General features: G+C 53.3%; 10 protein-coding genes. 1 reads left to right on the forward strand and 9 read right to left on the reverse strand.

The genetic code is table 11. The annotated features are described in order from the left end of the window. Positions 1-210: 210 nt before the first annotated feature. Positions 211-381, forward strand: coding sequence for a hypothetical protein (locus KJS65_RS15680; protein WP_213650862.1), 171 nt, complete (start codon positions 211-213; stop codon positions 379-381). A 74-nt stretch (positions 382-455) separates the two neighbouring features. Here the strand turns inward: KJS65_RS15680 and KJS65_RS15685 are convergent, their stop codons facing one another. The 9 genes from KJS65_RS15685 to KJS65_RS15725 all read right to left on the reverse strand — a co-directional run bounded on the left by KJS65_RS15685 (position 456) and on the right by KJS65_RS15725 (position 13437). Beyond that, a complete protein-coding gene (locus KJS65_RS15685; RefSeq protein ID WP_213650863.1) occupies positions 456-1913 on the reverse strand; it encodes an ABC transporter substrate-binding protein in 1458 nt (485 codons plus the stop codon). Positions 1914-2031: 118 nt separating this feature from the next. After that, positions 2032-2907, reverse strand: a complete 876-nt coding sequence (locus tag KJS65_RS15690; protein WP_213650864.1) for a carbohydrate ABC transporter permease — start codon at positions 2905-2907, stop codon at positions 2032-2034. 1 nt (position 2908) lies between these two features. Beyond that, positions 2909-3826 carry a carbohydrate ABC transporter permease gene (locus KJS65_RS15695; RefSeq protein ID WP_244864590.1) on the reverse strand — a complete coding sequence of 306 codons (918 nt, stop codon included), beginning with the start codon at positions 3824-3826 and terminating at the stop codon, positions 2909-2911. A gap of 107 nt (positions 3827-3933) precedes the next feature. Next, positions 3934-5265, reverse strand: a complete 1332-nt coding sequence (locus KJS65_RS15700; RefSeq protein WP_213650865.1) for a response regulator — start codon at positions 5263-5265, stop codon at positions 3934-3936. A 17-nt stretch (positions 5266-5282) separates the two neighbouring features. Then, positions 5283-7082, reverse strand: coding sequence for a sensor histidine kinase (locus tag KJS65_RS15705; protein WP_244864591.1), 1800 nt, complete (start codon positions 7080-7082; stop codon positions 5283-5285). Between the two features lie 251 nt (positions 7083-7333). Continuing rightward, complete coding sequence (locus tag KJS65_RS15710; protein ID WP_244864592.1) at positions 7334-7966, reverse strand: VanZ family protein; 633 nt, start codon at positions 7964-7966, stop codon at positions 7334-7336. A 102-nt stretch (positions 7967-8068) separates the two neighbouring features. Beyond that, positions 8069-8704, reverse strand: coding sequence for a beta-phosphoglucomutase (gene pgmB, locus KJS65_RS15715; protein ID WP_213650866.1), 636 nt, complete (start codon positions 8702-8704; stop codon positions 8069-8071). Between the two features lie 30 nt (positions 8705-8734). After that, complete coding sequence (locus KJS65_RS15720) at positions 8735-11035, reverse strand: glycoside hydrolase family 65 protein (RefSeq protein WP_213650867.1); 2301 nt, start codon at positions 11033-11035, stop codon at positions 8735-8737. A gap of 83 nt (positions 11036-11118) precedes the next feature. Then, a complete protein-coding gene (locus KJS65_RS15725) occupies positions 11119-13437 on the reverse strand; it encodes a glycoside hydrolase family 65 protein (protein WP_213650868.1) in 2319 nt (772 codons plus the stop codon). Between the last annotated feature and the right edge of the window lie 165 nt (positions 13438-13602).

The raw sequence follows: 13602 nt of genomic DNA on the forward strand, positions 1-13602 counted from the left end.
TTAGCCGGCGTTCCGCGAACGAAGCATTCCTGCCATCGCTGTTGCCCCAAGGTATCATGAATTTATTATTAATAGGTAGATATCTTGGGGACAAAGGCGACCGCTAACGCTTGTTCGGAATTGCTTCGTCCTCTTCGCTGCTTCGTGCAGAATGAAAATTCACTTAAATTAATAAAGGAGCATGCACACGTTCTGCAGGACGCTCCGGGAATGAACGTTGTTTCGATCGCTGTTGTCATCGGATTCTTTTTAAAGATTATTTATGGGTATAATCCGATGACAGCGTATGCTTCCGATGCAGCTTTCCTTCGAAAAGCTCTTAGCCGACCGCTCCGCTTCTCCGCAATCGTTCATTCCCTCCGCTACTCGGGTGCAAATTGATCATTTTGCATACAAACAAAGGCTCCTCAAAGTCGTCTCTGACTTTGAGGAGCCTTTTCTTAACACCCTAACGATTATTTCGCAGCTTTGATATTGTCAAAAAACTTCGTTTGCACGGTTTTGGCCGTTGCGTCGAGCTGCGCTTTGGAATCCGTGCCTTTCTTCGAGAAGGACTCCTGCACGACGTTGGACATCGCGCCGTAGTAATCCTGCGTGCCGTACTGTGCCTCAGGCTTGCCGTCAATCAGGCTCAGCATCTTGGCGTCGTAACGGTATACGTTGTCGTATTTGTCGTAGATGGCATTCACTTTAGTCGCGTATTCGGAATTGTCGCTGAAGTAGTTCAGCGGAGCAGGCACATAGTATTTGTTTTTGTCCTTACGCTCTTGGATGTTGGCATCCAGCGCTTCAATACCCTTGTCGGTGAAGTAGTCGAACGTAATATAGCGGAACGCGATTTCCTGTTCATCCTTCGAAGCATTCGGGTTGATTACCAGATAGTTTCCGCCGAGAATACCGATGTGCTTGCCGCCTTTTTCCGCAGCTGGCATCGGATACGCAATCACGTTCTCCGGCTTCAGGCCGCCTTGGTTCAGCGCAGAATCAATAATATCATACGCTCCCGCGATGACCATTGCCGTACGTCCTTGCTGGAACGCGTTCAGGGCATCGCCCCATCCAAGCGCCCAGTCTTGAGGAATGGCATTGGCTTCCCATCTCAGCTTCTTATAGAAGTCGAGCGCTTTAATGCCTGCATCGGAATTAAAGGTTGCCGTATATTTGCCGTTTTCGTTCTTTTGGATTTCTCCGCCGGCTTCGAACAGGAAGTTCGTCCAGTTCCAGCCGGATTCATTGCCTTTACCCATTGGAGCAATACCGGAAATGCCTTTTTTGGCATCGGTCGCGCCTTTGGCCACGTTGTACATATCGTCCCAAGTCCAGTCCATATCCGGCATCGGAACCTGCTTGGCATCCAGCAGCCCTTTGTTGATGACCGTGGACGTCACGTAGCCGTTTTGCGTGATGCCGTACACTTTGCCGTCAACGATAAACTGGTTCTGCAGGAGCGGGTTCATCTCGTCCTTGTATTCCCAGCTGTTGTACAGGTCGCTGAGGTCGGCTACCCAGCCATGCTCCACGAGCATTTGGGCCTCCGTTGCGAAGGTATTGTAGAACGTCGGCGCTTCATTCGAGGCCATTTTAATACCGATTTCGTTGACATTGTACTGCCAGTCGTCCTTGACGATCGTCACGTTCGGATATTTTTCGTTGAAGCGTTTGATTTTATCATCTTCCTGCGCTCTGGCTTCTTTTTGGTCAGGCAGCGGGTAGTGGATCTTGATGGTGACTTTTTTCGTGGTAATATCATCCGTTTGGGCAGGCTCTTCGGATTTGTTACCCGTATCGGTCGTGCCTTGCGATCCTTGATTATCGGCCGGTTTAGGGTCCTCCGCCGTCTTGTTGCCGCCGCACGCAGCCAGCATTGAAGCGGAAAGCACGAGACTGACGAGCACCATTGAAATCTTACGCATTGAAACTCCCCTTTTCGCTATTAAGTGTTGTTACTCTTTCATCATAAGAGAGGAAACGTTATCACACGATGTGTAATCTTATGGCCTTCGTGTGCAGGCCTACGATGTTGACATCGGGCTACCCTTTTACCGCAGACAGGTTCACGCTGCGCATGATAAACCGTTGGAATACCAGAAAGACGAGAATCGGCGGTACCATGACCATGAACAGGATCGTGAATTTGATGCTGTTGTCCATGCTGCGGGCATTGATGACATATTTGTAGATGGCGGTCGCCAAGGTGTATTTCTCCTCGCTGTGGAGCACCAGGGAAGGCCAAAACCAGTCATTCCACGCCCCCGAGAAAATAAAGATCGCCAGCGTCGCGAAGATCGGTACCGACAGCGGAACCGCGATGCGGACATAGCTCGTGATCTCGGATGCTCCGTCGATGCGCGCCGCCTCGAAAATCTCCGGATGGATGCCATCGAAAAAGTTCTTCATCAACAGGAAGTAATATGCGCTTGCCCCTGCCGGGAGCCAAAACGCCCAGAAGGTGTTCAGCAGCCCCAGGTCCTTCAGGTTAACGAAGTTTGGAATCATGTAGCTTGAGGCCGGAATAAACAAGGTCATCAGAATAAAAAAGTAGATCGCCCGGTAATACGGTACCTTCAGGCGCGAAATGCTGAAGGAGGCCAGACCGAGCACGAAAATCGTCATGAGCAGGTTGCCGACGAAAACGAATATCGTGTTCTTCAGAAACATCGGCAGGTTGATATACTCCCAGCCTTCCTTAAAGTTGCTCCAGTTCCAAGTCTCCGGGAAGAAATGAGGCGGGAACGTGTTCACTTCCTGGTTGGTCTTCAAGCCGTTGAACATCGTCATCAGAATCGGATACAGCATCGTGACGATCATAACGAGGATGCACAAAAGCATGATGCCGTACACGACCCGGTTTAAAGGCTTTTTCAGATCGGAATCCGACAGGATGCCGCGTTCATGCTGCTTGCTCATATCAGTATTCCTCCTTGTTCAGCTTGTATTGAAGCAGCCCTACAAGGCTGAGCACGACGAACATCAGCATGCCAAGCGCCGTGGCCGTGCCGTAATCCAGACGCGTAAAAGCGTATCTCACGATCAGAAGCGAATAGGTCATGGTCGCGTTATTCGGTCCGCCGTCAAGCAGTGCGAGCTGCGACTGGTAAGACTGCGAAGTGCCGATCACCTGCAAAATAAGCATCAAAACGATCAAGCTGCGCAAGGACGGAAGCGTGATATACCGGATGCGGTTCCACACCCCTGCCCCGTCGATCTCGGCCGCTTCGTACCAATCCCGCGGAATACTGAGCACGCCGGCCAGATAGATCAGCATCGCCGAGCCGAACTGCTGCCATGTCTCCATAAATACGATTGCGATCATCGACCATTTGCTGTCTGAAATAAACGAAACCGGGTCGACGCCGAGCGAGCTCAGCAGCCCGTTGATCGGACCGACCGGATCATACATCCATCTCCACATGCCGTACAGCACCACGCCCGGAACAACGAAAGGCAGATACGCGGCGATGCGCGCAATGCCCTGGAATCTGCGCAGCTCCGAAATCGCGATCGAGGCGACGATCGGCACCCAGAATCCCATGATCATCGTCAGCAGCATGTAATAGAGCGTATTTTTAACCGCCGTCCACACATCGGGATCATGAAACACCCGTACATAGTTGTCCAGTCCGACGAACGTGTTGCCCTTAACAAAGTCGATACTGTAGAAACTGTACAAAGCCCCTTTGGCAATCGGCACCCATAAAAACAAAATGAAAATCACAACAGCCGGCAGCAGAAACATATATCCCCAAAAGTGCTTTGTATAGCGTCCTTTTCTCTTGGGCGATTTGTTCTCTATAACCGGCTGCAGCACTGCTCCTGGCTCCCCCATTTTTCTCCCTCATTCCTTGTTGAATTCAAGCTTAGTTTCATTGTAGAAAAGGAGGATGCCTTGGAACATGTCTAGTTCTATGCGAATGATGGTTGATCTTACTTCTTCTATTTTTTGAGGTCGCTCGGGCTGACCCCGTAATACTTTTTAAAAATCTTGCTGAAATGCTCCGGCGACTCGTAGCCGACCCGCTCGGCAATCTCGTAGCGGCGCAGATCGGTATGCAGCAGCAGCGACCGGCTCTCCTCCATCCGCAGCTTGACCACGTATTCCCAGAGATTGAAACCGGTAATCTTCTTGAAAAGGTAGCTCAAATAGTTCGGACTGACATGATTCCGTTTGGCAACCTCATGAATGGTGAGTCCCTTTTGGCTGTAGTTTTCTTCGATATAGCTCTTCGCCTGCTCCACGATCCGGTTGCTTTGGGTCGATAGCTCCTCGGCGTTCGGGTCGCGGGCGTAGTTATGCCAGCTGAAATCCCCGTAGTAAAAGACATGGTAATCGCCGTGTTCGCTAGTCCAAATCATCGCCTTGTCGGCCTGCCTGCTTAGTACGTTTACGAACTGCAGGCCTTTTAAAATCTGGCTGATGCCGACCGTGCACTCGATTTTCAAATACTTGCCTATATGATGGTGCATGCTCCGGCTGATCATCTCGAGCTGGCTGATCCGGTTCGAATGCTGCTCCGCATACTCCGCTTCACTCCACTGGACAAGTATATTGATGCTGCGGTCCGGCGCATAGAACACCTGCGCGTTCAGCTCCTGATCCAGCAGCTCCTTGATAATATTGAGCGAAGCATACTGCATGAGCGGGATATCCTTCTCCGGGAACGGGCTCTCGCCGTTTGCCGCGATCAGCGCCAGTTTAACCTTAATCACGGCGAAATAAGGTCCTGTAATCCCGATATTTTCATAATACGATTGCATGGGATAAGGCCCATCCGGATGTTCTACCGTCTCGGCGAGCAGCCGGTTCAGCGGCTTGCTGGATTCCGGCTGCGGCTCCTCCATGCGGAAATCCTCGTGCCCGGCCGAAAGCACCTCTTCCGTGCGGGGCAGCGGTTTATCCATTTTCAGCAGCACGCTGCGGACCGAGTCCAGGAACTGCTCGCTATTGAGCGGCTTGATCAAATAATCACGCGCGCCCAGGCGGATCGCCATCTGCGCATATTGAAAGGTTTCATGGGCGGATATGATGATGGTCTGCACCCAAGGCTTGACGATCTTCGCCTGGTGCATCAGCTCGATGCCGTTCATTTCCCCCATCTGGATGTCCGTTATGAGCAGATCGATATTCTCCATCCGGATGTAATCCAGCGCTTCTTCGCCGCTCGTGGCGGTAATGATTTTGCCGATGCCGAGTCCCGAAGCATTCAATAGCCCTGCCAGACCTTTGCAAATCAACGGTTCGTCATCCACGACTAAAATGTTGTACATGTCTCTCGTTCCTCCCTTTAATCGTCCTGCCGGGTGATCAGCAGCGATACCGTTACTGTCGTTCCCCCTTCGGTCCGCCCTTCATAGGCCAGTCCGTATTCAGGTCCGTAATGCAGCTGCAGGCGCTGATGAATGTTTCGGATGCCGTAGCCCGTCGGCGAATTCGACGAGTCATTGCTAAGCACCTTGCGGATCGCATCATAGTCGACGTTCTTGAAACCGTTGTCGGAAATGCGGATGTACAGCACACCCTGGCTCTCTTCGGCAATAATCCGGATTTCCCCGTCCTCACCCATATTTTTAATGCCATGAATGATCCCGTTTTCTATCAGAGGCTGCAGCGTGATTTTCGGTATGTTGACCGAATACAGATGCTCGGGAATGTCCATTTCTACGCGGAAGGCATAGTCGTAGCGGTTCTGCTGCAGCTTGATATAAGCCGTGGCATGCTCAAGCTCCTCCTCCAGCGTAATCAGCTCCCGGCCGCGGCTGAGACTGATTTTCATCAATTTGGATAAATCCTTGATCATGTCGGCGGAAACGGTATTCCCCTCCATCGTGCTTTTCCAGTAGATGCTCTCCAGCGTATTGTACAAGAGATGCGGATTAATCTGCTGGTACAGAAGCGAAAGCTGCGTTTCCTTCTGCTTCAAATCCATGTTGTATTTATAATGAATGAGATCATTCAGCCTGCGTGCCATGTCATAGATCGTCGAGATCAGCACGCTGACCTCGTCGCTGCGCTTCCTGTACGGGGTCTGAGGCACGATGTTACCGGGTTCATACCTGCGTACGAAGAAGACAAGCTTCTGGAGCGGCGTCATGAGCGATCGCCAGAAATACAAAATAATAATCAATCCGACGATAAAATAAGCGATCGAAATGACCAGAATGACCCGTTTGATTTCGTTTTGCTGCTGAAGCAGCGCTTTGACGGGCACCTTGTAGATCAGCTTCTGCTGAAGCACATAATTATAATCGGCAACATAAATGAAATCCTTCGTGATGACGTCCTTCACACCGATGGCCGATCTGCCGGGATCCAGCTCCGGCGGCAGCTCCAGCACGCCTTCTCTACCTGTTTCCGTCGTCGTCAGAATATGGTTTTTCCAATCCGTAAAATAGAGCTCGCCTTCGGGAAGCGAAACCGTTTTTAAGGATTCGCCGATTCTGGCGTCCACGTTCGATACGGCCAGAACGCCGATCGTCCCGCCTTTGTAGATATTGTTGATCGCACGCACGTACAGAAGCGTCTTTTGATCCTTCTGCCCTTTAACGGGAGGCGAGAGATGATCCGTCAGCTTCAAATAACCGTTCCCCTTATGGGATACGGCTTCATCGAACCACTCCGGCCTCTCCTTCTCATCCGAGAAAAAATACATGCCCGACTTTTTGGATTCCGGATAATAAGGCGCGAAAAAGAAAGCGTTGTCCGGATCGTACACGTAAAGCGAATAATACAGCGGCTCCCTCTCATCGGTCTCCTGCGAATATGTATTCAGCATGACTTCAATCTTTTCATAGTTCTTCACCCTGGCGAGAATGTTCTCGTCTTTGGTCGTGCTAAGCTGCTGGATCATGGAATTTTGAAAAACGGTGGACGTCACCTTGTTGATCGTTTCGATATCCCTGCTGATCAGCTTGAAATTTTGCTTGTTCAGCTCGATATACGCGTTGGTCACATGCCGCTTCAAGATTTGCCCCGCTTTGTTGTTGCCATAGGCGTTCAGGATGAAAAGCGGAATCACGAGAACAAGAAAAAGCAGGATCAGCTGCTGCTTGACGTTCATTTTCGTAAACGGGTTCTGAAGCTTCATTCGCCATAAACACCTCCGGCTTCTTTCAATATAGCAGTTCTAAAATAACGCAAGTATGTGCATCTCTACGGTAATCATGGGCATTTGTAAGATCCGGAGCGCCAATCTTATTTGTGCTTTACAGGAAATGTCACTCCGGAACTCTAGTGTAAGGCATTTTTTCCGGCTTGCCAGTATATTTTTTGTCGGAAAAGGAACGCAAAAAAAGAAAAAAGCGGCTCGCGGCCGCCTTTTTCTTTATCATGCTTTTTTTAACGGGACAGAGAACCATGCTCCGATTCGCCATGATGCTCGCTTTCCCTCATTTGGATATCAGGCGCCGCAGTAGCTTGCAGCACCCGAAGCACCCCATATCCCAGCACGCCTCCTGCCGTATTCATGATCAGGTCATCGACGTCAAAGGTTCCGATAAACAGCAGCAGCTGCGCCGTTTCCAGCGCCAGGCTGACTCCGAAAGAAATCAGCAGCACCTTCAGCGCCGGCATGGACCGAAATCCGCAGACCAGCGGCAGCAGGAAGCCGAGCGGCATGAAAGCGGCGATGTTTCCGAAAAAGTTGATGAAGCCGGACGGACTTCTGAGATTGTGAATATTCCCGGTAATCTCATGCATCGGCACTAGATTGCTCATCAGCCGCAGACGCTGCAGGATACGCTCCGGATGCATGACGCTCTCGGTCAGCTGCCGCAGGTAAAAACCGGGGCTCGAGCCTCCGAATTTGAACAAAATGATCTTCACAAGGACATATAAATAAACGATAAACACCAGGATCAAACCCAGCTTGACCGCCATGCGTATGGAATGATTGGGATCGGCCGGGCCGGAACCGGCTTGGTGTCTTCCGGATCGGCTCCTATCGTGCGGAACATGATTATAAGAATTCATAACGGATTCTCCCTTAACATGCGATTTTGCTTACATGGTTAAGGATAGCCTTAAGGTCTTTAATATTTCTCAACAAAAAATAAAGAAGTTTAAAGAATCGCTTTATTTCACCAAATCGATCAGTCCGGAAATGACCCGGTCCGCTTCGCTGAGAATCTCGGGACGGCCGATGCCGACAACGCCGCAGCCCGCAGCCTTGCCCGCCTGCACGCCGGCAGCCGCATCCTCGAATACGACACAATGAGAAGGATCAAGCCCCAAAGCCTCGCATCCCTTCACAAATACCTCCGGGTCGGGCTTGGCCTTGGACACCTTGTTGCCGTCGATCACCGCATCGAACAGGGAGGCGATCTGAAGCCGCTCCAGGATGAATTCCGCATTTTTGCTGGCCGAGCCAAGCGCGATCCCGACACCCCGCTCCCTGAGCCCGGTCAGATACGTTCTTACGCCCGGAAGCAGCTCCGACTCATCCAGCTGCGAAATGTACTTCACGTAGCGGTCGTTTTTTTCCTGCGCCATGCGCAGCTGCTCCGTTTCCGTAGCCTGCATGCCGCCGATCTCAAGCAGAATTCGCAGCGATTCCATCCGGCTGACGCCCTTCAGCCGTTCATTATGCTCCTCCGTAAACTCGAATCCCAGCTCCTTCGCCAGCTCGCGCCAAGCGAGGAAATGGTATTTGGCCGTATCGACGATCACGCCGTCCAGATCGAAAATAGCGCCTTTCATATGCTCCAGCATGTCTAATCCTCCGCTTTCTAAAGTTGTTGGTTAACTGCCCGCCGATACCCGTCCATTCAGGCTGAACCTAACGGTTTGGCCCGGACTGACGCTCGCCGCGCCTTCCTGAATGCGGAAAGCCTGCTCCGCTCCGCCCGTCGCCAGAGATGTCACCCGGACATCCTCCTTCGTGATCCGGATGTCAAAAGCGTGCCCCCGGACGTGGATCTTAAACGCCAGCGCGGACCATGCGGCTGGAAGCGACGGATTCAGCCGGACCTCCTTCTCGTCCGCCTGCAGTCCGCCAAAACCGAGCACCGCCGCCATCCATGCGCCGCCGTTGGCCGCAGGGTGCGTGCCCCCAATGTACAAATCGCCCACATACTGCTTGGAATCCCCGGTCAAATCGATGGTCGCCGTCCGTTTGAAGTACGGATACGCCCAATCCGGCATGCCGATGTCGGAGGCGACCAGCGCATACACGCAGGGGCTCAGGCTTGAGCCATGCTCGGTGCGCGGCTCGTAGAATTCCCAATTGGCTTTCTTGATCTCCGGCGCAAATTCATCCTTGAACAAATGCATCAGCAGGACCACGTCGGCCTGCTTGATGATCTGCGTCGTCGTCGCAATGCCGCTGCCGCCACCCAAATACTCGTTCGGCTGCAGGATGCGCGATTTTAGCACCTGAAGGCTGACATCCTCGAGCTGATGGTATCTGTCGAATTGCTCAATGACACCGGTATGCTCGTCGGGCTGCGGTACATACAGACGTTCCGCAATCTCCCGGATTTCGTCCATTCCCGGTACGCCCTTGCGCTCGCGTGTAAGCTCGGCATGAAGCGCCGGAGCCTGCTCCGCCAGTTCATCCATCATGCGCACGGCCATTCGCAACGTATGGCGAGCCATATAGTTCGTGAAGGCATTGTTATGAACGCGCTCATGATACTCATCCGGGCCCGTCACATCCAGCAGCTCATACCGCTCCTTCAGCGGATAATAGCAGGCATAGGAATACAGGAAACGCGCGCATTCCCAGATGACCTCCGCCCCGCCGTCCAGAAGAAACCGGCTATCGCCCGTCAGCTTGTAGTACTCCCAGATGCCGTGGGCAACGTCACAGCTGATATGAATCTGCTTGTCGCGGAAGTACGTCCGCATCGGGCGACCGGTGAACACGTCCGTGATATTGAACAGCGTGCAGGCATCGTCGCCACTGTCCTGGCTTTCCCAAGCATAATAGGCGCCGCCAAATCCGTATTCGGCTGCCTTCCTTCTCGCACCGTCCAGCGTATGCTTGCGGTACAGCATAATATTTCTGGCTACCTGCGGCTGGGTGTAGAGAAAGAAGGGGAGCATGAACATTTCCGTGTCCCAAAATACCGCTCCCTTATACACCTGGCCGGATAGCCCCCGCGCCGGAATCGAAACCTTCTCCGAAGCCGCGGGCGCAATAATGAGCAGCTGATAAATGCTGTACCGGAGCGCAAGCTGGGCCTCGTCGTCCCCTTCGATCACGACATCCGACAGAGTCCAATGCTGCTCCCATATCTCTTCATGCGCCTTCAACAGGGACGCATAGCCGGCCGCTTGAGCCTGGCGGCTAGCGGATACCGCAGCAGCCAGCGCGTCATCGACTTCATCCAGGCTGGTATATACGGATACATATTTGACCCATTCCTGCGAGGCTCCTGCCTGAAGCGACAGCTGAATCCGGTGGACAATTCCGTTCTCTGATGCCTCCATCTCCTGATCGCTTGCTTGCGGCCCCTCAAGGCATTCCGCAACAGCCACCCGAATCCCCAATTCCTGTGTGCTGGCTGCCGCCGTCAGCGTTCCCTCATGGGAAGCGTACTGTGTTTCCTTCAAATGAGGGCCGTTGATATCCCATACCGCTCCGTCAATGCCGGTTTCCAACGTCAGCTGAACGTCTTGATCGCTGTGTACGGTGAAACGGTTCACGATCAGATGCAGCTGATCCATGCTGACAAACCGCTCCGATCGGAAGGTGATCCGGGTACCGCTTCCTGTAAGATACACCGTCTCCCGGCTGTGGAGTCCGCGCGCGATATCCAGCTCCTGCATATGCTTTTCCACGGATGCGCTTAGCACATTCAATTCAGCCCCATCCGCGTATAACCTCGTTCGAAGGCCGTTCGGCGCATTCACGGGCTCCCGCCATTTCGTGCCGACCTGATCGTACACGCCGGCCAGTGTCACCGCGGTCAGCTGCTCTTGTGAGAATTCATCCAGCGTGCCGCGGTAGCCCATGTATCCGTTGCCCGTCATGAATTTGCTGCCGTGATTGGTTATCCGCTGCGGATCAAAGCCTTCTTCCCTAACGATCCAGCTCATGAAACACCTACCCCTATTCATCAGTAATTGATCTCGCCATCTCTGCTAAGCTTCCATTCGATTGTTTCCGCCGTTGCTTGCCGTTAATTGCCTGCCTTGACGGCTGACTGCGGCATCGGCACTTCCACGCCTGCCATGCTGATCTCGGCGTCCTCACCGTATAACCGAATGACCACGCTGTCTCCCTCGGTAACGCGTACGCGCACGCGCTGCTGGTCAGCTTTAATCTCCAGGACGCTGCCCCGATAGGTCATGTTAAAGCTGTATTCATCCCACACTTGCGGAATGGACGGCGCAAGCGCCAGACCCTCGCCGTCGGAGCGGAGGCCTCCGAATCCGTAGACGATGTTCATCCATGCAGCCGCGATAGAGGTCGTGTGAAGCCCTTCCCGGGTGTTCCGGTTATAGTTGTCCAGATCGAGTCTCGTCGCAAACTCGAAGAAATGGTAGGCTTCCTCATGGCGTCCGATCTCCGCCGCCAGGATGGAATGGATCGACGGGGACAGCGAGGATTCATGAATGCAGCGCGGCTCGTAATACTCGTAATTCGTCCGCTTTGCCTCGGCTGTATACTCGCTGTTGTACAGGAACATGAACATCAGCACATCCGGCTGTTTGATCATGTCGTAGCGGTACAGCCGGTCATACGACCAATGGGAATACAGCGGAAATTCCGTCACTGGGATCGAATGGATATCGATATGCGGCATGTCGAAGAATCCGTCATGCTCCTCGTAAATGCCGGTCTCCTCGTCGTACGGGATTTTCATGTACTCGGCCAGCCGGGCCCAGTTCTCAAGCTCTTCGTCACGCAGCCCCGTTTTTGCCGTGACGGCTTTCAGCGCCGCTGGCGCTGCTGTCTTCATTTCTTCGAGCACGGATCGCGTATATTCGAACAGCTTTTTCGCCATCAGGTTGATATAGCAGTTGTTGTTCACCATGAGCTGGAATTCGTCCGGTCCCATGACGCCAAAATAACCGTATTGTCCGCTCTTTTGCCCCCACTGCCCGCGTGTCGCATAGAAACGGCTGATTTCGACCAGCATTTCAGCCCCTTTTTCGTACAAGAAGGCCTTGTCGGATACGATGCGGTCGTAGTGCCACAGGCCGTAGGCAACCGCGGTGCCTACATGCAGCTGAAGATTGGAATGCTGCCACAAATCGCAGCTCTCAGTTCCGTCGATGGTCGCAATCGGGTAGAAAGCCCCCTCGCAATCGACCTCGCGGGCACGCTGCTTCGCATGCTCCAGGGAACGGTAGCGGAATTCCAGCAGGCTTTTCGCTGCTTTCGGATTGTTGAACAGATAAAACGGCAGGCAGTACGTCTCCGTATCCCAGAATGCCAGGCCCCGGTAGGCTTCGCCCGTCAGCCCCTTCGCGCCGATGTTGAAGCCCGGATTGTCGCCGTGGTACGTCTGGTACATTTGGAATATGCAAAAACGAATGCCCTGCTGGTTCTCGGGATCGCCTTCGATCCGGATGTCCGAGGTCCGCCAGATTTCTTCCCAGTACGCCGCCTGCTCACGGCTTAATTCGTCGTAACTCGCTTCTGCCGTTTGTCCCAGCAGCACCTGCCCTTCATCCCATACAGCGGCATCCGGTTCTTCGCTGGTGACGAATGCGGCGTTCACGGCCACCTTATCCACAACCGCCGCCTGCCCTTGCTCCACTTGAAGCGTCAGCTCGGTACCTGCCAGATGCTCCTGCTCCACCGGTTCCGAGCGGACAACCTCCGCCCCCTGCGTATGGAGCGTAAAAGAGGAGAACAGGCGATTGCCCGTGTTGGCCGTTCTGCCGAGCATCGCTGCGCCGCTCCCGCCCTGTTCCCGGCGAACCACGGACCAGAACCCGCGCCCTTGATCCTCATGCAGCGTATTGAAATCAAGCCCGGAGCGGATCTGCACCGTGCCCGAAAAATTAAGCGGCGTAAGGGTCATCCGCTGCGCTCCGACATGGGATCTGGTCATGCTCACCAGACGTTCGAAGCGGATGGCGAGTTCTTTCCCATCCTTCACATGCCATACCAGTTCCCGCTGCACCGTCCCCTTGCGGAAATCGAGCACGCGCCGGAATTCGGAAAAACGGCTTTGAGCCAGATCGAGCTGCTCACCGTCCACCGTAATCCGCGTGTACAGCCAGTCCACGGCATTGACCATGAAACGCAAGGAACGGATGGTGCCGCGATAATGGCCCTGTACCGGCATTTCTTCGTATAGTCCGTTAAAATAACTGCCCAGCAGCGTGTCTCCGCCGTATCCTTCCTCCGGATACCCGCGGACACCCATATATTCATTCCCCAGCGCGAAAATGGATTCGGACACCCGGTTTCGTTCCGGATCAAACCCTTCCTCCACAACCGACCAGGGATCCACTTTAAAGTACTTGTCAGCGACTTTTGCCATTCTTCCTCTCCCCTTCCCATCAATGGGAAGCGTCAGCCCTGTCTCCTCTGCTCTATGGGGCGGCTAACGCTCCTGCTTCCAGCATAGCGAAAAGAAAATCGGCGCCAAATGTGCAGCGCTCAGCCTTTTATGTGCATTTGTACGGATTCTCCTATGCGGGCAAGA

Origin of the sequence: Paenibacillus sp. J23TS9, assembly GCF_018403225.1 — a bacterium.
In the GTDB taxonomy this organism is placed as follows: Bacteria; Bacillota; Bacilli; order Paenibacillales; family Paenibacillaceae; genus Paenibacillus_AQ.